Source organism: Streptomyces spinosus (assembly GCF_020400655.1).
GTDB classification, from domain to species: domain Bacteria; phylum Actinomycetota; class Actinomycetes; order Streptomycetales; family Streptomycetaceae; genus Streptomyces; species Streptomyces argyrophylli.
The window spans coordinates 62,544-83,352 of the sequence record NZ_JAINRC010000013.1 but is presented as its reverse complement, the minus strand read 5'-3'; the positions used below and the strand labels follow the sequence as shown (position 1 = coordinate 83,352).

The following is a 20,809-nucleotide window of genomic DNA, read 5'->3' as shown; positions in this document are numbered from 1 at the left end:
GCGGCCGGGCGGCTGACGGCGGTTCGGGGAACCGGGGGCACGGGGCGGAGCGGAGTCCGCGTCAGACCCGGGGCCGTACGCCGATCACCACGTGCGCGTACAGCTCCTCGCCGACCGCCAGGCGGGTCGTCAGACCCGCGGCCTCGAAGGCCCGTACGGCGGCCGGGGCCTGGCGTTCGCTGGTCTCGCTGAGCAGGCAGCCGCCGGGGGCGAGCCACTCGGGTGCCCCGGCGGCCACCCGGCGCAGCACGTCGAGCCCGTCGGCGCCGCCGTCCAGCGCCACCAGCGGCTCGTGCTCGCGGGCCTCCGCCGGCAGCAGGGGCACCTCGGCGGTGGGTACGTAGGGCACGTTGGCGGTCAGGAGACCCACCCGGCCGCGCAGGCCGGCGGGCAGCGCGTCGTACAGGTCGCCCTGGTGCGCCAGGCCGCCGAACGCGGCGAGATTGCGGCGGGCACAGCGCACGGCGGCCGGATCGATGTCGGCGGCGTGCACCTCCGCCCCGTCCAGGGCGGCGGCCAGTGCCGCGCCGAGCGCACCGGAGCCACAGCACAGGTCCACGACGACGGTCGCGTCCGGCGCGGCGGCCAGCGCCTGGTCGACCAGGAACTCGGTACGGCGGCGGGGGACGAACACCCCGGGTTCCAGGGTGACGCGCAGCCCGCGGAACGCGGCCCAGCCGACCACCTGTTCGAGCGGCAGCCCGGCGGCGCGCCGGGCCGCCATGCCGGCCGCCTCCTCGGGCGTGCGGGCGGTGGCGAGGATCAGCTCGGCCTCGTCCTCGGCGAAGACGCACCCTGCGGCGCGCAACGCGGAGACGACGGCGGACGGGGAGAACGGAACAGGAGTGGGCATGGAAGCCGAAAGCCTTTCGGGAGCGCGAAGCCTTCAGGGCGCTCCCGCGGTCACCGGGCTCGGCGTACCGCGCCGTCACGAGGAGGGAGCACCCCAGCCGACACAGCGGTAATGGGTCTCACCTCCTCGTCCGCGAAGCCCCGGACAGGCGTCCGCGGCAGGACGGTCACTCTACCCCACGGCCCTGACGGGCCTTCGGGGACGCCGGGTTCAGACACCGACCGTCTCCTCGGCCTCTTCCTCGGCCTCCTGCGCGGCCTGCTCCTCGGTGGCCCGCCGGGCCCCGCGCTCGGGCCCGGACACGGCTGATGCGGTGCCGGCCTCGGGTGCGGTGGTTTCCTGGCGGGCGGCGCGGGTGCGCTCGTACAGGGCCGCCACCGCGGTCACCAGGACACCGGCCAGCAGCCAGGCCACCAGGGTCCACACGGAGCGGGTCAGGCCGTCGCCGCCGAAGTAGAGCAGGCCGCGGGCGCCCTCGACGAAGCCTGCGCCGTTCCAGAAGGCGTGCAGGGCGCCGAAGAAGCCGTTCTGGAGTTCGGGCCGGAACAGGCCGCCGGAGCTCGTGAAGTTCAGCATGACGAACAGCACCATCATGGTGAGCGTGGTCCACCGCTTGAGGAACGTGTGCAGACCCACGCCGAGCAGGAGGATGCCCGCCGAGTACAGCGAGGCCATGCCCCAGACCCCCGCGAGGTCGTGGTGGGCGAGGTGGAACACCGGCCCGGCGAGCAGCGCGCCGATGCCGCCGACCACGGCGGCGACCCCGAGCGCCAGCAGCGCCCGGACCCGCATCGCGAGGGCGGCACCCGCGGCGCCGAGCGCGGCGACCGAGGCGTACGAGCCGATGCTGACCGCGACCAGCAGGAAGAACAGGCCTTGCCCGGTGGGGTCGTCGGCGACCGGGGCGGCCACGTCGGTCACCTTCAGCGGGACGCCCTCCCGGGCGGCGACCGGCGTGAAGACCTTCTCCACGGCGGTGGCCCCCATGTCGGACGCGGCGGTCGCCACCAGCAGTTCCGGCTTCCTGGCGCTCGGCACATAGGCTCCGGTCACCTCGCGGGACCTGAGCAGGTGGACGGCGTCGGCCCGGGTGGCGACCGTGCGGACGTCGAGCTTGTCGCCCGCGGCGTCCTTGACGGTCTGCGCGAAGACCTTCGCCCTCGGGGCGGTGCCGACGACGGCGACCGGCAGGTGGTGCGGCTCGGGGGTGACGAACGCCCCCATGTACGCGAGCCCCATGCCGATGCACATCAGCAGCGGGGTGATCAGGTGCGTGAGCACATGGCGCAGTGCCGGTGACCTCATCGCGCGCGGCCCTCCAAAGGTTGGCTTATACAACTTCCAGTTCAAGTTGTACTATACAACTAGAACGTCGGAGGAGGAATTCCCGTGAGCGCAGCGGAGTCGGCCGTCGAGACGATCCAGCGCGAGATGACCATCTTCGCCCGCCGGGCCCGTGCCTCGGCGGGCCGCATGCACCCCGAGCTGTCCCTGGTGTCGTACACCCTGCTCGGCCACCTGGAGGAGCGCGGCGGCTGCCGGGCGACGGACCTGGCGGCGCACTACGCCCTGGACAAGTCCACGGTCAGCCGCCAGGTGGCGGCGCTGGAGCGGGCCGGGCTGATCGAGCGCCGGCTGGACCCGGAGGACCACCGGGTCCAGGTGCTGCACCTGACGGACGCCGGCCAGGAGATCCTGGCCCAGGTCACCCGCAGCCGCCGGGCCGCGTTCCGGGAGCGGCTCGCGGACTGGCCGGAGGAGGACCTGGTGCGCTTCGCCGCCTACCTGGAGCGCTACAACGCCGGCCCGGGCGCCGCGGACGCGGACTGAGCCGGCGGCCCGGCCGCGGGGAGCGACGCCCGTGCACGGCACCGCCGCGGCCGGTTACGGCACCGGCACCGCCGCGTGGTCCTCAGCCGGCCGCTGCGGTGCCCGCGCCGCGAGGAACGCGGTACGGCGGCGCAGCCGGAAGCCGAGGGACTCGTAGAGCCGGATGGCGTTGGTGTTCTCGGCGCTCGTGTGCAGGAACGGGGTCTCGCCGTGCTCGCGGATGCCGTGCGCGACCGCGAGGATCAGGCGGGTGGCCAGGCCCTCGCCGCGGAAGGCGGGGTCGGTGCAGACCGCGCTGATCTCGGTCCAGCCCGGCGGGTGCAGCCGCTCCCCCGCCATGGCGATCAGCGCGCCGTCGCGCCGGATGCCCAGGTATGTGCCGAGTTCCACGGTGCGGGGCAGGAACGGTCCCGGCTGGGTCCGGGCCACCAGGTCGAGCATCTCCGGCACGTCCGCCGGGCCGAGGCGGACCGCCTCCGGGTCCGGCGCCGCGGCGAGGCCGTCGTCCACGAACTGCACGCCCTCGACCCGGAAGGTGGTCTCCCAGTCCTCCGGCAGTTCCCCGCGGAAACCGGGCAGCGGGACCTCGGCGCCGGGACCGGCCAGCGCGGCGAGGTCCGCCCAGTCCCGCGAGTCCGGGTCATCGGGCAGGGCCAGCCAGGGGGAGACGTCGACCGGGTAGCGCAGCACCCGGCCGCGCCGCTCGGCGAAGTGGGCGTGCGGGCCGGTCAGGGAGGCGAGCGCGGGGTTGTCGAGGACGTGCGGGACGGCGGCGGCCGGACCGGCAACGCCCGGACCCGTCACGGCGCTCATCCGGCCACCTCGGTCACGGGCCTGGAGACATGGGCCTGGAGCATCCTCGTTTCCTCACTTCTCTCGTGCTGTCACCGGCGCACCGGCGCCGGCACTGATCGGCAAGGAGCGGTCCCGGGCCGGTATTCCCGGCCCGGGACAGAGTTCACACGGCCGCAATGACACGCGACAAGCCACGCGATGACACGCGACGAGCCGGGACACGGCGCGGCTCGGCGCCATGGGGCGCGGGGCCCCGTGGCGCGGCGGGACCGCCGGCCGGGGCCGGAGCATTCCGGCCGACCACGTACGGTTTAACCATGAACGTCACGCGAGGCTTCACGGGTCGCCCGCGCGTCCACAACCCGGGGCTGCCGCCCGGGCAGTACGACGCGCGCGACGACTGGCCCGTCCTGTCCGCCGAGGTCACCCCCGACCTGGCCCCCGCCGACTGGTCCTTCCGCATCGACGGCCTGGTCGAGCGCCCGCACACCTGGGACTGGGACGCGGCGCACGCACTGCCGGCGTCGGCGTACGACGGTGACATCCACTGTGTGACCGGCTGGTCGAAGTTCGGCGTGCGGTTCGGCGGCGTCTCGCTGGACGCCTTCTTCCATGTGGTGCGCCCCCATGGGTCCGCCACACATGCCGTCGCCCGCTCCCACACGGGCTACACCGCCAACCTGCCGCTCGCCGACCTCACCGGCGGACGGGCCTGGATCGTCTGGGAGTACGACGGCGCACCGCTGCCGCCCGAACACGGCGGACCGGCGCGGCTGGTGGTGCCCCACCTGTACTTCTGGAAGAGCGCCAAGTGGATCGCGGGCATTACGCTCCTGGACCACGACGAGCCGGGCTTCTGGGAGCGCAACGGCTACCACGCGCGCGGCAACCCGTGGGAGGAACAGCGGTACGCCGGTGACTGAGACGACGACTTCCGCGCAGCGGTTCGCGGTGCCGGGGCGGATCGCCGTGAGCGAGCAGGCTGCCTCGGTGTGGCGGACGGCCACCCTGACCCAGATCCGGCGCGAGACACCGCGCGCGGCCACGTTCCGGCTGGCGGTGCCGCACTGGGCGGGGCACCTGCCGGGCCAGCACCTGCTGCTGCGGCTGACCGCCGCCGACGGCTACGTGGCGCAGCGCCACTACTCGATCGCGTCCGCTCCGGACGGCTCCGGGCACATCGAGCTGACCCTCGACCGGGTGCCGGACGGCGAGGTCTCCGGCTGGTTCCACACCGTGGCCCGGCCCGGTGACACGGTCGAGGTGCGGGGCCCGCTCAGCGGCTTCTTCGCCTGGCCGGGCGACCGGCCCGCGCTGCTGATCGGGGCGGGGTCCGGGGTCGTACCGCTGATGTCGATGATCCGGCACCACCGGGCTCGGGGTCTCACCGTCCCGCTGCGGATGCTGGTGTCGGCGCGCAGTCCCGGGGAGCTGATCTACGCGTCCGAGCTCGGCGCGGAGACGACGCCCGTGTTCACGCGCAGCGCTCCGCCCGGGGTTCCGGTGGGACGTATGACGACCGCGCATGTGGCGCCGCTCCTGGCCGAACCGCCCGTCGGTGGTTGGGAAGCCTATGTGTGCGGGTCCAACGGCTTCGCCGAACACGCTTCCCGACTACTGGTGGCGGCCGGCCAGCCCGTGGACCGCATCCGCATCGAACGCTTCGGCTGACGTCTCGGGACGAGCCGGGACGCGGTGGCCCTGAGGGCGTCGGCCGGGGCCGGGCGGCTCCGCTGCCCGGGGGCCGGTCTCCCGGGACCGACCCGGCCGACGGACCCGGGCGAGCCGGCCGAGACCGGCCCGGGAAGTGACCCGAGACGCCCGGCCGAACCCCGGCGGAACCCGCCTGCCGGGATCGAGCGGTGCGGCCGGGGCCCGGCGGGGAGGCGCCCGGGTCGCGCCGGGGAGCGCCGCGCGCGATCGTGGGGCGCAGGGGGCGCGCCGTGCGCCACATGGGCCGGAACTCGCGGGTTCACGGCGTGCGCGAGGTGTGCCGAACGGGGTACGAGACGGGTGTGGACGCTCGTGTCCGTGAGCGGCGGGGCGGTGGACCGGCGACCCGGCTCCTGCCGCTCCCCCGGCTGCGGCGGTGGCGAGGAGGTGGACATGCGTACCCGGGTGCGTGGCTGGCGCTGGCGGCGCAATCCGCTGCGGCGCCGGTCGGACGTCGTGGAGGCGTGGACCGTACTGGTGGTCGCCGTCCTGATGTCCGTGGTCGCGCCCCTGGCCGGGGTGGCCGCGGGCCTGCACGCCCACGACCAGGCCCGGGCGCTCGCCGCGGCCCAGCGGGCCGAACGCCATCAGGTGCGCGCGGTGGTGATCGGTGACGCGCCCCGGCGGCTGACCCCGTCGCAGAGCGACCCCCGGCAGCCCTACCGCGCCCAGGTCCGCTGGACCGAGCCGGGCAAGGGGGTCCGGACGGCGTGGTCCCGGGTCCCGGCGGGGACCCGCCCCGGGGAGCCGGTGTCGGTGTGGTTCGACTCCCGGGACCGCAGTGTCGGGCCGCCCGCGGACGACGTCGCGGTGTGGCAGCACACCGTGACCGTCGGGCTGTGCGCGGCGGGCGGTACGGCGACCCTCGTCTTCCTCGGCCACGTGATCGCGCGCCGCATCGCCCTGCGCCACCGGCTGGCCGAGTGGGAGCGGGAGTGGGCCCGGACGGGACCCCGGTGGACCCAGCCGCGCACCTGACGTCCGGTCGCACGCCTGCGCGGGCCGCGCACCTGACGTCCGGCCGCCGGAAACGGCTGCCGTGTGACCCGACCACCCGGGGCGCCCTCCCGCACTCGCCCGCGCCTCGGAGCACGCGCTTACACACCCCTGGACCAGCGGCGATGAGGCGCGTGAGCGAGCGGCGGCACCCGGGCCGCGCGCCCCCGACGACCCTGGCGAGTCATCCGATCACCCACGTACGGTGAGGCGACGCAGTCTCCCTTCACGAAGGCGGTTGTTGATGGCCCTGTTCGACCTGCCCCTCGACGAACTCCGCGCGTACCGCAGCGAGTCCCTCGAACCGGACGACTTCGACGCCTTCTGGGGCAAGACGCTCCAGCAGGCCCGCGAGCACGAACTGGACGCGCGCTTCGAGCCGGTGGAGACCGGGCTGTCCACCGTCGAGGTGTACGACGTGACGTTCGCCGGATTCGGCGGCCACCCGGTGAAGGGCTGGCTGCGACTGCCGGCCGGGGCCGCGCAGCCGCTGCCGCTGGTCGTGGAGTTCATCGGCTACGGCGGGGGGCGCGGTCTGCCGCACGAGAACCTGCTGTGGGCGTCGACGGGCCGGGCCCACTTCACGATGGACACCCGGGGACAGGGCAGCGCCTGGGGCGGCGGGGGCGGCACCCCGGACCCGGTGGGCGCGGCGCCCGCGTACCCCGGCTTCATGACGCGCGGCATCGACGCGCCGGAGAACTACTACTACCGCCGGGTGTTCACGGACGCCGTGCGCGCGGTCGAGGCCGCCCGTTCCCACCCGCTGGCCGACCCGGCGCGCACGGTGGTGACCGGCGGGAGCCAGGGCGGCGGCATCGCCCTGGCCGTCGGCGGGCTGGTCCCGGACCTGGTGGCGGTAGCCCCGGACGTGCCGTTCCTGTGCGACTTCCCGCGCGCAGCGACCCTGACGGACCGTCACCCGTACCGGGAGATCGGCCTGTTCCTCAAGACGCACCGCGGGCGCTCGGCGGACGTGCTGCGCACCCTGTCCTACTTCGACGGGGTGCACTTCGCGGCCCGGGGCCGGGCGCCTGCCCTGTTCTCGGCGGCCCTGGAGGACGAGACCTGCCCGCCGTCGACCGTGTTCGCGGCCTTCAACGCGTGGGCGCACGGAGACAAGGCGATCGAGGTGTACGACTTCAACGACCACGAGGGCGGCGGCCCCTTCCAGGAGGCCGAGAAGGTGCGCTGGCTGCGGTCGTACGCCTGAGCCCCGCCGTCGGCTGCGCCGGTCTTTCCTCCGGTCCGACCAGTCGGTACGTTCGGAGCGCCCGGGCGGCAGTGCCGCGGCCCGGGATCCCGGCGACGAGGGAGGCCGCATGTCCGCGCACGAAGCCCAGGGAAGACACCGGACGCCGCAGACGGACGCGCAGATCCACGGGCACTGCGATCCGCGGTTCGCGGCGGTACGGGAGGCGTTCGCGGAGAACTTCCGCGCACGCGGGGAACTCGGCGCCGCGGTCGCGGTGACCGTCGCCGGCCGGACGGTGGTGGACCTCTGGGGCGGCTGGGCGGACGAGGCCCGCGCCCGGCCCTGGGCACGGGACACCGTGGTGAACGTGTGGTCGACCACGAAGGGGCCCGTGGCGCTGTGCGCGCACATCCTCGCCGACCGGGGCCTGCTCGACCTCGACGCGCCGGTGGCCGCCTACTGGCCGGAGTTCGCCGCCGAAGGCAAGGACAAGGTGCTCGTACGGCACCTGCTGTCGCACCGCGCCGGGCTGTCGGGGCTGCGCGAGCCGCACACCCTGGAGGACCTGTACGACTGGGAGCTGACCACCGGGCGGCTCGCCGCGATGGCGCCCTGGTGGGAACCGGGCACCCGATCGGGCTACCACGCGCTGACGTACGGCTTCCTGGTCGGGGAGGTCGTACGGCGCGTGTCGGGACTGCGGCCGGGGGCCTTCCTGGAGCGGGAGGTGACCGGCCCGCTCGGACTCGACTTCACGGTGGGCCTGCCGGAGCGGGACTTTGGCAGGGCGGCGCGGCTGGTGCACCCGCCGGCCGCGTCGCGCACCGAACAGGCGGCGGTGTTCAGCCAGTTGGCGCCGGCCGCGCTGGCGGCCCTGACCAACCCCCTCGTCGGGGCGGCGGAGGCGAACAGTCCGGCCTGGCGGGCGGCGGAGATCCCGGCGGCCAACGGTCACGGCACCGCCCGCGCGGTCGCGGCGCTGTACGGGGTCTTCGCCGGGGGCGGCTCGTACGGCGGCCGGCGGATCCTGTCACCGCCGGCGGCCGAGCGGGTGCGCGAGGGCCAGGGCAGCTGCCGCGACCTGGTGCTCGGCGCGGGCTTCGAGGGCGACACCGAGGTGGGGCTCGGACTGTGGCTGAGCGGGCCCCAGGGGTCGTACGGACCCAATCCGCGCGCTTTCGGCCACGACGGATTCGGCGGTTCCTGCGGGCTCGCCGATCCGGACGCGGGGGTGTCGCTGGGCTATGTGATGAACCGGATGGGTCCGCACATCGCCAATGATCCACGGAAGACGGCGCTGGTGGAGGCCCTCTACAGCGCCTTGTGACACTTCGGCGTAGAGCCTTGCGGGCGCCGTACGCGCGGATGGGTTTCGGTCGAACCGACCGATCGCTCTTCCCTCGTGGTTTAGACCAATGGTAGTCATGGTCGCGCACTGAACCCGCACGACTACCCTTTGTCACCGACAGGAGGGCGCGGCATGGCCCGCACCACCCCGCACGATCCCCCGACCGGCGACGACCGGCCCCTGTACGGGCGGATCGCGGCGCTGCTGCTCGACGAACTGCGCGCCGGCATCATTCCACCGGGTCAACGGCTCCCGGGCGAGAGGCACCTGGCCTCACGCTACGGGGTCAGCCGGGAGACCGTCCGGCAGGCGCTGGAGGTGCTGCGCCGCAGCGGTGCGGTCGCCACCGACCGGCGGGGCAGCCACGCGACGCTGCCCGGCCGGCCCGTCGAGACGGCGGGAGCGCTCACCTTCCCGGTGGGCGCGCGGCCGGTGGACCCCTACGCGGTCGACCGGGCCACGGTGACCTGGGAGGAGCCGCCGCCGGAGCACGCACGGGCCCTGGGTCTGGCCCCGCACCGGCCCACGCTGGTGCACCGCTACCGGTCGGTGACACCGGACGGCCGGTCGCTGCGCACGGCGGTGACGTCGTTCTCCGCGGTGGCGCTGGCCGAGGTGGCGGAGCTGGCCCGCTACCGGGACCGGGCCGACGGGACCACGCCCGCGCAGCTGCGGCGGGCCTACGACTGGATGCGCACGGCGGGCCTGACCCTGCACCACCAGGACGCCATCACCCAGGCCGGCGCCGCCTCCTCGGTGCGGGTGACCCGGCGCGTGCACGACCAGTACGCGCGTCCGCTGGAGATCACCGACCTGGTGGTGAACGCCGAACGCGACACACTGGTCTACGAGTTCACGCTGCCCGCCGCGGGCTGACCGCCGAGGGGCGCGGCGCCGGCCCGCCGGGCCACCACCAGCCGGGCGCGCGGGCTGCCGTCGGCCCGCCGGCCGAACCCGGGCAGGACACCCAGCTCCACCGTCAGGCCCGCGCGCTCCAGCTCGCGCAGCACGGCGCTCAGCCGGAAGGTCCGGTAGTACATGACGAACGGCGGTCGCCACAGCGCGTTGCGCACCCGCATCACCGCGTCGAAGCCGAGCAGCGTCCAGAAGCCGGGGTGCGCCGGGCCGGGCGGCGCGAACACCGGGAAGACGAAGCGGCCCCCCGGCCGCAGCACCGTGCGGACCTGCGTGAACAGGCCCGGCAGTTCGCGGGGCAGGAAGTGGCCGAACGCGCCGAAGGAGACGACGAGGTCGAAGGCGGCGGTGAACGGCAGGGCCCGGGCGTCGCCGCGCACCCACGCGACCCCCGGCCCGTCGGCGGCCGGCGCCCGGCGCCGGGCGACGTCGAGCATGCCCGCGCTGAAGTCGACCCCGGTGACGCTGCGGCGGCACACTCCGGTCAGCAGGCGCGTACCCGCGCCGGTGCCGCAGCACAGGTCGAGTCCGTCCGTGAAGGGGCCGAGCGGGGCGAGTGCCCGCGCCACGGCGTCCAGTACGACGTCGGGCGTCCGGAAGGGGGTGTGGTCGAACTTCGGTGCGAGCAGGTCGTAGCCGTGCTCGACGGACGACAGCGCCTGGACGGTCAGCTCGCGGAGCGTGGGGCCTTCGGGACCGAACATGACGTCAGCCTATGACGCTGGTGCCGCGCCGCGGGCGGGAGCGCACCAGGCACCACGGGGTTCCGCCACGGGGCTCGGCCGGCTCCGGCACCACCGTCAGCCGAAGGTGTCGTGGCACAGCCGTGCGATCTCCGGTGCGGTCACGCCGTCCGCCTGGCGGCACAGGTCGCGCATCCGGACGGCGGGCGGCCGGGAGACGGGACGGGGACGCCGGTCCGGGTGGCGTACCGGTCTCCGGCGCTCGGGGCGGGGGTGCCGGACCGGCGGGGCGGCCGGTGCCACCGCCCGGGGAGGCGCCGCGGGCGCCGGTACGCGGCCGGTCCCGGGGTTCCGGCGCGCTCCGGCCGACGAGCGGGGTCCGTGGCCGGTGCGGACCAGCGCCGCGTGCCCGGACGGCACCCGGACCGGCTCCTGGGGCACCGGGGGCCGCACCACCGTGCCGGGGGCGAGGGAGCGCCGGGGGCGGGCGGCGTCGGGTGCGGGACCGGGGTCGACGGTGGTGCAGCCGGCGACGGTCACCAGCGCCGCCACCAGCAGCGGAAGAAGTCGGCGAGGCACCCGCCCACTGTCCCGCACCCTTCGGGGTCATCACATGTTCCGCGGGGGATCACCACCCTGATGAGCGACGCGCCGGGCCGACGTGGCGTCACCGCGTCGCCCGAGCACCGTGAGGACCCGCTCGCACCAGCGCACGTTCTCCTCCTCGAAGCCGATCCCGGCCAGGAGCGTGAGGTACGGCCCCACCCGGTCGGCGGTCCGGAGGAACTCCTCCTCCGTCCGCCCTGCGAGCAGGCGCTCGCGCACCCTCCGGTAGCGGTCGAGCTTGCCGCGTGCCCAGCCCATGCGCTCCTCGATCAGCGCCCGGGTGACCTCCGGGTCGCCCCCGTCCATGGCCTGGACCTTGATGAGCAGTTCGTCCCGGATCGCGGTGGGCCGCTTCGGCGGCTCGGCGGCGAACGCGCCCAGCTCGGCCCGGCCGGCCTCGGTGAGCGTGAACATCCGCTTGTTGGGACGGCGCTCCTGCTGCACGGTGCGCGCCTCGACCAGCCCGTCCCCGGCGAGGCGCTCCAGCTCACGGTAGAGCTGCTGGGGGGTCGCGGGCCAGAAGTTCGCGAACGAGACGTCGAAGACCTTCGACAGCTCGTAGCCCGAGGCCTCGCCCTCCAGCAGGGCGGCCAGGACGGCGTACTTGAGCGACATGTGGACAGGCTAGCAGTCAGTTGATTAATCTCCTCCGCACTTATTCAACTAGTTGACTATCAGTGAGGTGAGCCGATGCGCGCGTTCCGCGAGGCGGTGGAGGCCGGGGACCTGGACGCCGTCGAGGCGCTGCTGGCCGAGGACGTCGTCTTCACCAGTCCGGTCGCCTTCAAGCCGTACCCGGGCAAAGCGATCACCGCGGCGGTGCTGCGCGCGGTGGTCCAGGTCTTCGAGGACTTCCGGTACGTCCGGGAGATCGGCGCCCCGGACGGACCGGACCACGCGCTGGTGTTCCAGGCCCGGGTCGGCGACCGGGAGCTGACCGGCTGCGACTTCCTGCACGTGAACGAGGACGGCCTGATCGACGACCTCATGGTCATGGTCCGTCCGCTGTCGGGCGCGCAGGCTCTCGGCGAGGCCATGGGCGCGCGGTTCGAGCAGATCGCGAAGGATGCCGGGGCCCGGTCGGCGTGAACCGCCGCGCCCACCGGCACACGGCGGTGATCAGTCCTTCAGCTGCCGCAGCGTGGCCTTGGCGTCGGTCTTCAGCCAGTCGGTGACGTCGGTCAGCGCGGGCGGGTCCTTGTCCTCGTCGTACGAGGTGAGGTAGACGCTGTAGCTCATCGTGTACGTCACCCAGCCGTCGCGGACGGCGAGCGTGGCGTACCGGGACCCGCTGGAGGAGGAGCCGTTCGAGGTGTCCTGGCTGACCAGGTAGGCCTCGTCGCCGATGCCCTCGACCGGGTCGACGTCGTACCCGGTGTGGCTGTCCCCGTAGTTCTTCCAGGTGGCGGTGAACTCGGGCGCGGGGTCGGTCTTCTTGTGCAGGTCCAGCTGCATGGTCAGATAGGCGTCCGCGTAGGACGAGCCGGCCTTCTTCAGGCCCAGGCTGCAGTAACTCTCGTCCAGTGCCGCGTCCTTGAGCGAGGTGCGGGTCGGCGAGGAGTCGTTCTGGGTGTACTCGTCCTTGAAGGACGAGTAGTCGCCGCTGGAGCACATGTTGGAGGGCGCCGAGTAGCCGCGCAGGTCCGCGCTGTCGCTCCGCCCGCCGACGAGCAGGACACCGGCCGCCCACGCGGCGGAGGCGACGACCGCGCCGACGGCGGCCCACAGCACCGCCCGGCCGGCCCCGCCGCCACCGGCCGGGGGGACGGGCGGCACGGGCCCGTACTGGGGCGCCTGCGCGTACGGGTTGCCCGGCTGCGGCTGTCCCGGCGCGGGCTGGTCGGCCAGGGTGGGCTGCGCGTGGAACGTTCCCGGCGGGGGTGACTGAGGGTTCGGGTAGGGGTAGGCCGTCGGCTGCGGCGGGACGGCCGGCTGCTGCGGGGGCTGCGGTGCGGGCCGGTCGGCCGGCTGCGGGGGCTGCGGGGGCGTGGACATGTCGGGAAGATAGTGGATGGTTGGCGGTCAAGTCCCTTGCTGTCCAGGATCGTTACGGTCTGGGGATGTCTGTTCCCTGAGCCCGACGCTCCGGCGGGTTCGCGGCTCAGGGGCGGGTCACGCCGCGGCGAGCCGGACCGGCAGAGCGCGCACGCTGTTGCCGACGAAGCCCGCGTGCGGCACCAGATCGGCTTCGGGTACGGCGAGTCGCAGCGACGGGAACCGGGTGAACAGCCGTTCCAGGGCGACCGTGGCCTCCAGCCGGGCCAGTGGCGCGCCCAGGCAGTAGTGGGCGCCGTGCCCGAGGGACAGGTGCCGTACGGCACCGGGCCGGGCGGAGCGGGTGAGGTCGAAGCGGCCGGCGTCCGGGCCGTGCGCCGCCGGGTCGCGGCCGGCGGCGGAGTAGCCGGCCAGCACGGGGGTTCCGGCGGGGACGAGCGTGCCGGCGACGGTCAGGTCCCGTACGGGGTAGCGGAACGGGAAGTAGCTGACCGGCGCGTCCCAGCGCAGGGTCTCCTCCACCACGTCCGCCCAGCTCGCCCGGCCCGCGCGCACCAGGCCGAGCTGCTCGGGGTGGGCGCACAGGGCGCGCACGGCGTTGGTGATCAGGTTGAGCGTGGTCTCGTGCCCGGCGATGATCATCAGCAGCAGGGTGCCGATCAGCTCCTGCTCGCCGAGCCGGTCGCCGCCCTCGTCGCGGGCGGCGAGGAGCGCGCTGGTGAGGTCGTCGCCGGGCCGCGCGGCCTTCGCCGCGGCGATCTCCGCGAGGACCGCGAGGAGTTCGCGGTTGGCGGCGACGGCCTCGGCCGGTGCGGTGTCGGTGGCCACGACCAGGCTGCCGAGCCGGTGCAGACGGTCCCGGAACTCCATGTCCACGCCCAGGAGTTCGCAGATCACGCCCATCGGCAGGGGCAGGGCGAAGTGCCGCCGCAGATCGGCGACCCCGTCGCCCGAGGCGGCGGCCCGCGCCAGGCCGTCCAGCAGCGACTCCGTCAACTCCTCGATCCGTGGCCGCAGTTCCGCCACCCGGCGGGGTGTGAAGGCGCGGGCCGCGAGGGAGCGCAGCCGCCGGTGGTCGTCGCCGTCGGCGGTGGTCATGCCCGGTACGGTGGCGAACGTCAGCAACGGCCAGCCCGCACCGACCCGCCCCTCGCGCAGGGCGGTGAAGTGGCGCGCGTCCTTGGCAACCTGGGGATGTTGCAGGAACTCCTTGAGGGCCCCGTGTCCGAGTACGGCCATGCCCTCGATCCCGCCGGGCAGCTCGACCGGGACCACGGCGCCCCGGGCCAGCAGGCGCGCGTTCACGGCGTGCGGGCAGCCGCCGGCGGGGTCCAGGCGGTGCGGGGTGCGGGCGGCCGAGGTGTCCACCCGGTGATCCTGATGCTCCCCTGACAAGGCGAATCCTCCCGACGTCTCCCCGAGAGGACGCACGCCCCCGGGAATAGCCCGGTCCGGTGGTTCGTTGACGACGTCACGGACGCGGTGCTCCCCCCGGGTGGTACCGTTCCCTCAGCACCCGTGCACGGCCACCGTGGCCGCCGGTGCCAGTTTCCCTCCTTCGCGCTGATCCGTCCGCCGTTTTCCGGATGTCCGGCTCCCGGCGCGTCAGCTTCCCGGCACCACCTCGTGACGAGCCTTCCAGGCCGTACCCGAGATGCCGTTCCCGCCGCCCGGAGGCAGTCCAGGACGCCTCCCCCTCGCGGCCTTCCCCCCATCTGCTCTCTGCTCCGTCCGCGAAAGGACCCCCTCCCGTGACCACCACACTCGAACATCCCTCCACGGCCCGACAGGCCCCCGCCGCCCCGCTCGTCACCGGTGTCCTCGACATCGACGCGCACGGGAAGGGACACCTGAGGGCCGCGGGCCTCCTGCCCTCCCCCGCCGATCCGCAGGTCGCGCCGGCGCTGATCCGCCGCCACGGGCTGCGCAAGGGCGACCTGGTCGAAGGCGTCCGCGGCGCGCAGCGGGCCCTGACCGAGGTCGCGCGCGTCAACGGACGCGCCCCCGGCGAGCCCGGCACCCGGCCGCACTTCCGCGACCTCACCCCGCTCCACCCGCACCGGCGCCTCCGCCTGGAACACCCCGCCTCCGGCCTGGCCGGACGCGTCACCGATCTGCTCGCGCCGGTCGGCAAGGGCCAGCGGGGCCTCATCGTGGCCCCGCCGAAGACCGGCAAGACGGTGCTGCTCCAGCAGTTCGCCGCCGCCGTGGCCGGCAACCACCCCGAGTGCCGGCTGATGGTGCTCCTGCTGGACGAGCGGCCCGAGGAGGTCACCGAGATGCGCCGCTCGGTACGCGGCGAGGTGTACGCCTCCACCTTCGACCGGCCGGCCAAGGAGCACATCGCCCTCGCCGACCTGGTCGTGGAGCGGGCCAAGCGCCTGGTGGAGGCCGGCGAAGACGTCGTCGTCCTGCTGGACTCCCTGACCCGGCTGTGCCGGGCCCACAACAACGCCTCCGCCGCCGGCGGCCGCACCCTGAGCGGCGGTGTCGACGCCGGCGCGCTGCTCGGCCCCAAGCGGTTCTTCGGCGCGGCCCGCCAGGCCGAGGAGGGCGGCTCGCTGACCATCCTCGCCACGGTGCTCGTGGACACGGGCTCCCGCGCCGACGGCTACTTCTTCGAGGAGCTGAAGAGCACGGGCAACATGGAGCTGCGCCTGGACCGGCAACTCGCGGGCCGGCGCGTCTTCCCCGCCGTCGACATCGACGCCAGCGGCACCCGCCGCGAGGAACTCCTGCTCACCCCGGCCGAGCTGACGGCCGTGCACGGTCTGCGCCGGGTCCTGCGCTCCCGTGAGGGCGGGCCCTGCGGGCTGGAGACCCTGCTGGAGCGGCTGCGCGCCACCCCCGGCAACGCCGCGTTCCTGCGGCAGGTCAGGCCCACCCTGCCGGCCGCCTGACGCGCGGCCACGAGGCCGCCGGGTGCGGCATCCGGGTGTCCCGGTGACCCGAACGGCCCGGCGGCGTGGTGCATACACCCCAATTTCGTACTTTGATCATATGATCACCGGATTCTCTTATCGCGCGGCGGTGTCGGCCTGCTCCCTCTGTGTGGCGGGCCTGCTGGCGCTCACGCCGGCCGCTGCCGCCGCCGGGCCACGGGCCACGCAGCCCGCCGGGGAGCCCGCCCCGCCCCGCCCCGGGGCGGCCGTGCCGGGGCCGTCCCTGCTCTACAACTCCGGCATCCAGGTCCGGCCGCACCGGGACGCACCCGGGCTCCCGGACGTCTCGGCGCTCTCCTGGCTCGTCGCCGACGCGGGCAGCGGCGAGGTGCTGGCCGCGTACGACGCCCACCGCGAGCTCCCTCCCGCGAGCACCCTGAAGACCCTCTTCGCGCTCACCGTGCTGCCGGTGCTGCCCAGCGGGCAGCAGCACACCGTGCGGTACGGTGAGCTGGACGACGTCGCCGAGGGCAGCAGCCTGGTCGGCGTCGAGGAAGGGCACACCTACCAGGTGGCCGACCTGTGGCGCGGCGTCTTCCTCAGCTCCGGCAACGACGCCGTGCACGTGCTCGCCCGGATGGGCGGCGGCTGGGAGGCCACGGCCGCCCGCATGCAGGACAAGGCCCGCTCGCTCGGTGCCCTGGACACCCACGTGGTCTCCCCGGACGGCTACGACGCCCCCGGTCAGGTGTCCTCCGCCTACGACCTCGCGGTGTTCGGCCGGGCGGGCCTGCACAACCCCGACTTCGCCCGGTACTGCGCCACCGTCGAGGCCTCCTTCCCCGGTGACGGGTCGCCGTACTCCATCGAGAACACCAACCGGCTGCTGACCGGCGAGGACGGCGTGGCGCCGTACCCCGGGCTCATCGGGATCAAGAACGGCTACACCAGCAACGCGGGCAACACCCTGGTGGCCGCGGCGCACCGGGGCGGGCGCACCCTCGTGGTGACCGTGCTCAACCCTCAGGCCGGCGGCGGGTTCACCGTGTACGAGGAGGCCCGCTCCCTGCTCGACTGGGGTTTCGCGGCGGCCGGGCGGGTCGATCCGGTCGGCTCGCTCGACGGGCTGCGGCCGGCCGTCTCCCGTCCCGCGGCGTCCGCGAAGCCGGTGGTGGCGGCCGTGGCACCGGACGACGACTCGGACTGGCCCGGCACCGCCGTCGTCGCGGGGCTGTCCGGACTGGGCGCCGGGGCCGTGGCGCTGGTGCTGCGGGCCAAGTGGAGCCGGGGCCGCGACTGACCCACCGGCAGGCCGAGCAGCAGGCCCAGCGAGATCCACGTGTAGAGGCTGCCGCCCAGGAACCCGTCGAGGCCGGAGGCGTCGTCGAACCACAGCCACACCACGCTGGTGCACAGCACCGCGTACAGGACGGCCGCGGTCCGCGGGCGCCCGGCGCGGATCAGCACCGCGAAGGAGGGCAGCAGCCACACCAGGTGGTGCACCCAGGTGACCGGGCTGACCAGGCAGGCCGCCGCACCGGTGAGCGCGAACGCCGCGGGCCAGTCGCCGGTCACGGCCGCCCGTCGGCCGCGCCACGCCCAGACGCAGAGGGTCAGCAGCACCACGGTCGCCCACAGCGGGCGGCCGGTCTCGCCGAGGCGGGCCAGCACCCCCTGCAGCGACTGGTTCGAGACGTAGTCGAGCCGGCCCACCCGGCGGGTGTCCCAGAGGGCCTCGGTCCAGTAGAAGCGGGAGGCCGCCGGATCCGCCCAGGCGGCCAGCGAGGTCGCGGCCAGGGCCACGGCCGTCGCGGTGCCCGCCGCCCGCCGGCGCCCGGCGAGCAGCAGCAGCCCGACGAAGAGGGCGGGGGTGAGCTTCACGGCGGCGGCGAGCCCGATCCCCGCGCCCGCCCAACGGCCCCGGCCGCTCGCCAGCAGCCAGGAGTCGCCGAGGACCAGGGCGAGCAGCACGAGGTTCACCTGGCCGAAGCTGACGGTGTCCCGCAGCGGCTCGAACAGGGCGAGCAGGCACAGGCACAGTGCCCACCGGTACCAGCCCTGGCCGCGCCCGTGCGGCCAGGCCAGGACGCGCAGGACCACCACGAGCGCGGCCAGGTTCACCAGCAGGGACGCGGCGATCGCCGCGGTCCTGCCGAGCAGGGCCAGCGGCAGCATGGCGACGGCCGCGAACGGCGGGTAGGTGAAGCCGTACGCGGTGCCCGGCACCCGGTAGTCGTAGATCCGGCCACCGTGGCGCACCCAGGTGTGCACGGTGCCGTAGTAGACCCGCAGGTCGAAGAAGCCGCGCAGCAGCGGCACGGTGGCCGTGAACACGGTCACGGCCGCCACGAGGAGCAGGACGAGCACCAGCCGGCCCAGCCGGCTGCGCGGCCCCGCTCTCCAGCGGCCCGTCATGCCACGCGTCCTGGAACCGGGCCCCGGGCCGCTTGGTGGGCCTGGTGAGACTGGTGGGCCTGGTGAGACTGGTAGGCCTGCCACAGGACGACGACCCCGAGGGCCCCGCCGGAGACCGCGAGCACCACCTGTCCGGGGCCGGCCGGGCCGCCGCCGGGCAGGACGGCGAGGGAGAGCACCCCCGCCAGGGCGGCCACCCGGTGCCGTACCGGGGTGCTGGGCGCGGCGGCGGCGATGAGGAACAGGCCCCACAGCGCGTACCAGGGGCGGATCGCCGGGCCGAGGACGGCGACCGTGAGCAGGCTCAGGCCCAGCGCGTACACCGGCCGTGGCCTCAGCCGCAGCCAGATCAGCAGGACGGCGACGGCCGTGGCCGCGAGGCCCAGCAGGTGCCAGGCCGGGACGGCCAGCGGGGCCAGGGAACTGCCGAGGTGTGCGAGCAGGGCGCCGGTGGCGCGGCCGAGCAGGCTGGTCAGCGCCCAGTTGTGCGGGGAGACCGGGGTGTCCAGGGCGCCGATCCAGCCGTAGCCGGTGCCGGCGACGGCCGTGGCGGCGACCGTCGTCGCGGCGGAGGCCGCCGCCGTGGCCAGCACGGCCGGCAGCGGACGGCCGCCGGACCGCGCCCGCAGCGCCACGACGGCCGGCAGGCCCAGCACCGCCGGCGCCTTGACCAGGGCGGCGAGGGTGACGAGGACGGCGCCGGCGACGGGTCCGCGGCCCCGCGCGGCGACCAGGCCGAGCCCGAGCAGGCCGAGCATCAGGGCGTCGTTGTGCGCGCCCGCGACCAGGTGCAGCAGCACCAGTGGGTTCAGGGCGCCGAGCCACAGGGCTGCGGCCGGGTCGGCTCCGCTGTGCCGGGCGAGCCGGGGCAGCGCCACCGCCATGAGGGCCACGCCGAGCAGGGCCAGCAGGCGCATGCCGAGCAGACCGGCGGGCACAGCGCCGCCGGTCAGTCCGGACAGCGCCGAGGCGAGGGCCAGGAAGGCGGGCCCGTAGGGGGCGCCGGTGTGCCGCCACATCGGGGCGACCTCGCCGGCGAGCGGGCCGCCGAGCCACGCCGGGCCGTGGGCGTAGACGTCCAGGTGTGCGTCGACCATGGCGCCCTGCGCGAGATAGCTGTACACGTCCCGGCTGAACAGCGGCGGGGCCGGCAGCAGCGGGGCCGCCCACACGGCCAGGACGAGCAGCAGGGCGCGCGGGGTGGGCGGCTCGGGACCGCGGACCAGACTGCCGAGGAGCACCCAGGCGGCGATGAGCAGCACGACCCCGAAGTACACCCCGACCAGGCCGAGCGCCGCCTGGACCGAGGCGGGTGCCGGCAGGTCCCGGACGGGGAGGGCGCCGGCCGTCTCACCGCCGAGCGCGAGACAGGCGGTGCCGGCCAGGCCCGTCACCTGGCAGCGGCGGAGATCGACGGGGAACGCCAAGGGCAACACCGGGTCAGCGTGGCGGCGCCGGGTGGCCGGAAGGCGACGGCGGCCCTGCCGGGCGGGGGCCGGGGTGTGACCGGCGCGTGGTGTGTCCCGGCCGGGTTCCCGGTGCTGGTCCGTCGTGGTGCGCCCGCTCCGCCGAGACTTCGTCCGTGCCCGGGCCCACGCTCCGCTCCGCGGGCCGGCCGCCCTGCCGCGGGCCGGGAGGTGACGCTCCTCAGAACACCGACAGCCCGGTCAGGGTCGTGAAACGGTCCAGGGCCGCCACACCGGCCACCGAGTTGCCGCGTTCGTCCAGGCCCGGGCTCCACACGCACAGCGTGCACCGGCCCGGTACGACGGCGATGATCCCGCCGCCGACCCCGCTCTTGCCGGGCAGCCCGACGCGGTAGGCGAAGTCGCCGGCGGCGTCGTACGTGCCGCAGGTCAGCATGACCGCGTTGACCTGCTTGGCCTGGCTGCGGCTGAGCAGCCGGCCGCCGTCGGCGCGGATGCCGTGCCGGGCGAGGAAGCCGGTGGCGAGGGCCAGGTCGGCGCAGGAGGCGGCGATCGAGCACTGCCGGAAGTACTGGTCGAGCAGGACCGGCACCTCGTTGTCGACGTTGCCGTAGGACGCCATGAAGTGGGCGAGGGCGGCGTTGCGGTCACCGTGGGCGGTCTCGGAGGCGGCGACCTCCTCGTCGAAGCCCAGATCGGGGTTGCCGCTCTCGGCACGCAGGAAGGACAGCAGCTCGCCGGCCGCGTCCCCGGTGCGGGTGTGCAGGCGGTCGGTGACGACGAGCGCGCCCGCGTTGATGAACGGGTTGCGCGGGATGCCGTTCTCGTACTCCAGCTGGACCAGGGAGTTGAACGGGTTGCCGGAGGGCTCGCGGCCCACGTGCTCCCACAGTTCGTCGCCCTCGCGGGCCAGGTCCAGGGCGAGTGTGAAGACCTTGGTGATCGACTGCGTGGAGAACGGCTGCCGCCACTCCCCCACCCCGTACACCGTGCCGTCCAGTTCGGCGACGGCCATGCCGAACCGGCGCGGGTCGCGGGCGGCGAGGGCCGGGATGTAGTCGGCGGACCGGCCGCGCCCGGGAGTGCGGTCGATCTCCGCCATGATGCGATCGAGGACCGGCTGGAACTGCGAGGACATGATCGTCATCATGCCGCA

General features: G+C 74.8%; 20 protein-coding genes and 1 pseudogene. 10 read left to right on the top strand and 11 right to left on the bottom strand.

Annotated elements, in window-relative coordinates:
• Positions 1–61: 61 nt before the first annotated feature.
• On the bottom strand, positions 62–853 hold the full coding sequence (locus LG395_RS24550; protein WP_225811217.1) for a putative protein N(5)-glutamine methyltransferase: 792 nt from the start codon (positions 851–853) through the stop codon (positions 62–64).
• Between the two features lie 210 nt (positions 854–1,063).
• On the bottom strand, positions 1,064–2,158 hold the full coding sequence (locus LG395_RS24545; RefSeq protein WP_225811216.1) for an ABC-2 transporter permease: 1,095 nt from the start codon (positions 2,156–2,158) through the stop codon (positions 1,064–1,066).
• A 126-nt stretch (positions 2,159–2,284) separates the two neighbouring features.
• Here LG395_RS24545 and LG395_RS24540 point away from each other — a divergent pair, with 126 nt between their 5' ends.
• A complete protein-coding gene (locus tag LG395_RS24540) occupies positions 2,285–2,683 on the top strand; it encodes a MarR family winged helix-turn-helix transcriptional regulator (RefSeq protein WP_225811404.1) in 399 nt (132 codons plus the stop codon).
• A 54-nt stretch (positions 2,684–2,737) separates the two neighbouring features.
• Here the strand turns inward: LG395_RS24540 and LG395_RS24535 are convergent, their stop codons facing one another.
• A complete protein-coding gene (locus LG395_RS24535; RefSeq protein WP_225811215.1) occupies positions 2,738–3,496 on the bottom strand; it encodes a GNAT family N-acetyltransferase in 759 nt (252 codons plus the stop codon).
• A 299-nt stretch (positions 3,497–3,795) separates the two neighbouring features.
• Between LG395_RS24535 and LG395_RS24530 the strand changes: the two genes are divergently transcribed.
• From LG395_RS24530 to LG395_RS24505, 6 genes are all read left to right on the top strand, one after another.
• A complete protein-coding gene (locus tag LG395_RS24530; RefSeq protein ID WP_171158882.1) occupies positions 3,796–4,401 on the top strand; it encodes a sulfite oxidase-like oxidoreductase in 606 nt (201 codons plus the stop codon).
• Positions 4,394–5,149, top strand: a complete 756-nt coding sequence (locus tag LG395_RS24525; protein ID WP_225811214.1) for a ferredoxin reductase — start codon at positions 4,394–4,396, stop codon at positions 5,147–5,149. The genes LG395_RS24530 and LG395_RS24525 overlap by 8 nt, the downstream gene beginning before the upstream one ends.
• A gap of 435 nt (positions 5,150–5,584) precedes the next feature.
• On the top strand, positions 5,585–6,169 hold the full coding sequence (locus LG395_RS24520) for an Rv1733c family protein (protein WP_225811213.1): 585 nt from the start codon (positions 5,585–5,587) through the stop codon (positions 6,167–6,169).
• A gap of 262 nt (positions 6,170–6,431) precedes the next feature.
• Positions 6,432–7,400, top strand: coding sequence for an acetylxylan esterase (locus LG395_RS24515; RefSeq protein ID WP_225811212.1), 969 nt, complete (start codon positions 6,432–6,434; stop codon positions 7,398–7,400).
• A gap of 109 nt (positions 7,401–7,509) precedes the next feature.
• Positions 7,510–8,709 carry a serine hydrolase domain-containing protein gene (locus LG395_RS24510; RefSeq protein ID WP_225811211.1) on the top strand — a complete coding sequence of 400 codons (1,200 nt, stop codon included), beginning with the start codon at positions 7,510–7,512 and terminating at the stop codon, positions 8,707–8,709.
• 153 nt (positions 8,710–8,862) lie between these two features.
• Positions 8,863–9,606: a GntR family transcriptional regulator gene (locus LG395_RS24505; RefSeq protein WP_171158877.1), complete on the top strand. Its 744-nt coding sequence runs from the start codon at positions 8,863–8,865 to the stop codon at positions 9,604–9,606.
• Here the strand turns inward: LG395_RS24505 and LG395_RS24500 are convergent.
• The 3 genes from LG395_RS24500 to LG395_RS24490 form a co-directional block, all read right to left on the bottom strand.
• Positions 9,576–10,349, bottom strand: a complete 774-nt coding sequence (locus tag LG395_RS24500) for a class I SAM-dependent methyltransferase (RefSeq protein WP_225811210.1) — start codon at positions 10,347–10,349, stop codon at positions 9,576–9,578. The genes LG395_RS24505 and LG395_RS24500 overlap by 31 nt on opposite strands.
• 96 nt (positions 10,350–10,445) lie before the next feature.
• Positions 10,446–10,907: a hypothetical protein gene (locus LG395_RS24495; protein ID WP_225811209.1), complete on the bottom strand. Its 462-nt coding sequence runs from the start codon at positions 10,905–10,907 to the stop codon at positions 10,446–10,448.
• 30 nt (positions 10,908–10,937) lie between these two features.
• On the bottom strand, positions 10,938–11,549 hold the full coding sequence (locus tag LG395_RS24490) for a PadR family transcriptional regulator (RefSeq protein ID WP_171158875.1): 612 nt from the start codon (positions 11,547–11,549) through the stop codon (positions 10,938–10,940).
• Between the two features lie 75 nt (positions 11,550–11,624).
• Between LG395_RS24490 and LG395_RS24485 the strand changes: the two genes are divergently transcribed.
• On the top strand, positions 11,625–12,023 hold the full coding sequence (locus tag LG395_RS24485) for a nuclear transport factor 2 family protein (RefSeq protein WP_171158874.1): 399 nt from the start codon (positions 11,625–11,627) through the stop codon (positions 12,021–12,023).
• A gap of 30 nt (positions 12,024–12,053) precedes the next feature.
• Here the strand turns inward: LG395_RS24485 and LG395_RS24480 are convergent, their stop codons facing one another.
• Together LG395_RS24480 and LG395_RS24475 are read right to left on the bottom strand one after the other, a co-directional pair.
• Complete coding sequence (locus LG395_RS24480) at positions 12,054–12,929, bottom strand: hypothetical protein (RefSeq protein ID WP_225811208.1); 876 nt, start codon at positions 12,927–12,929, stop codon at positions 12,054–12,056.
• A gap of 117 nt (positions 12,930–13,046) precedes the next feature.
• Complete coding sequence (locus LG395_RS24475; RefSeq protein ID WP_225811207.1) at positions 13,047–14,297, bottom strand: cytochrome P450 family protein; 1,251 nt, start codon at positions 14,295–14,297, stop codon at positions 13,047–13,049.
• A 383-nt stretch (positions 14,298–14,680) separates the two neighbouring features.
• Between LG395_RS24475 and rho the strand changes: the two genes are divergently transcribed.
• Positions 14,681–15,829: a transcription termination factor Rho gene (gene rho, locus LG395_RS24470; protein WP_171158872.1), complete on the top strand. Its 1,149-nt coding sequence runs from the start codon at positions 14,681–14,683 to the stop codon at positions 15,827–15,829.
• Positions 15,830–15,929: 100 nt separating this feature from the next.
• Positions 15,930–16,775, top strand: a pseudogene (locus LG395_RS24465) (D-alanyl-D-alanine carboxypeptidase family protein); the annotation flags it as partial.
• A 59-nt stretch (positions 16,776–16,834) separates the two neighbouring features.
• Here LG395_RS24465 and LG395_RS41470 read toward each other — a convergent pair.
• The 3 genes from LG395_RS41470 to LG395_RS24450 form a co-directional block, all read right to left on the bottom strand.
• Positions 16,835–18,226 carry a glycosyltransferase family 87 protein gene (locus LG395_RS41470; RefSeq protein ID WP_308071316.1) on the bottom strand — a complete coding sequence of 464 codons (1,392 nt, stop codon included), beginning with the start codon at positions 18,224–18,226 and terminating at the stop codon, positions 16,835–16,837.
• Complete coding sequence (mptB, locus tag LG395_RS24455; protein WP_225811403.1) at positions 18,223–19,653, bottom strand: polyprenol phosphomannose-dependent alpha 1,6 mannosyltransferase MptB; 1,431 nt, start codon at positions 19,651–19,653, stop codon at positions 18,223–18,225. The genes LG395_RS41470 and mptB overlap by 4 nt, the downstream gene beginning before the upstream one ends.
• A gap of 220 nt (positions 19,654–19,873) precedes the next feature.
• The gene (locus LG395_RS24450) at positions 19,874–20,803 is read right to left on the bottom strand and encodes a glutaminase (protein WP_171158870.1); all 930 of its coding nucleotides are present in this window, start codon (positions 20,801–20,803) and stop codon (positions 19,874–19,876) included.
• Between the last annotated feature and the right edge of the window lie 6 nt (positions 20,804–20,809).

Excerpts from the sequence above, each read along its gene's own strand:
- LG395_RS24520 (WP_225811213.1), top strand. The coding sequence starts at position 5,585 with ATGCGTACCCGGGTGCGTGGCTGGCGCTGGCGGCGCAATCCGCTGCGG.
- LG395_RS24505 (WP_171158877.1), top strand. The coding sequence starts at position 8,863 with ATGGCCCGCACCACCCCGCACGATCCCCCGACCGGCGACGACCGGCCC.
- LG395_RS24540 (WP_225811404.1), top strand. The coding sequence starts at position 2,285 with ATGACCATCTTCGCCCGCCGGGCCCGTGCCTCGGCGGGCCGCATGCAC.
- LG395_RS24545 (WP_225811216.1), bottom strand. The coding sequence starts at position 2,158 with ATGAGGTCACCGGCACTGCGCCATGTGCTCACGCACCTGATCACCCCG.
- LG395_RS24535 (WP_225811215.1), bottom strand. The coding sequence starts at position 3,496 with ATGAGCGCCGTGACGGGTCCGGGCGTTGCCGGTCCGGCCGCCGCCGTC.
- LG395_RS24485 (WP_171158874.1), top strand. The coding sequence starts at position 11,625 with ATGCGCGCGTTCCGCGAGGCGGTGGAGGCCGGGGACCTGGACGCCGTC.
- LG395_RS24510 (WP_225811211.1), top strand. The coding sequence starts at position 7,510 with ATGTCCGCGCACGAAGCCCAGGGAAGACACCGGACGCCGCAGACGGAC.
- LG395_RS24500 (WP_225811210.1), bottom strand. The coding sequence starts at position 10,349 with ATGTTCGGTCCCGAAGGCCCCACGCTCCGCGAGCTGACCGTCCAGGCG.
- LG395_RS24490 (WP_171158875.1), bottom strand. The coding sequence starts at position 11,549 with ATGTCGCTCAAGTACGCCGTCCTGGCCGCCCTGCTGGAGGGCGAGGCC.
- LG395_RS41470 (WP_308071316.1), bottom strand. The coding sequence starts at position 18,226 with ATGACGGGCCGCTGGAGAGCGGGGCCGCGCAGCCGGCTGGGCCGGCTG.
- LG395_RS24450 (WP_171158870.1), bottom strand. The coding sequence starts at position 20,803 with ATGATGACGATCATGTCCTCGCAGTTCCAGCCGGTCCTCGATCGCATC.
- LG395_RS24480 (WP_225811208.1), bottom strand. The coding sequence starts at position 12,929 with ATGTCCACGCCCCCGCAGCCCCCGCAGCCGGCCGACCGGCCCGCACCG.
- LG395_RS24550 (WP_225811217.1), bottom strand. The coding sequence starts at position 853 with ATGCCCACTCCTGTTCCGTTCTCCCCGTCCGCCGTCGTCTCCGCGTTG.
- LG395_RS24530 (WP_171158882.1), top strand. The coding sequence starts at position 3,796 with ATGAACGTCACGCGAGGCTTCACGGGTCGCCCGCGCGTCCACAACCCG.
- LG395_RS24515 (WP_225811212.1), top strand. The coding sequence starts at position 6,432 with ATGGCCCTGTTCGACCTGCCCCTCGACGAACTCCGCGCGTACCGCAGC.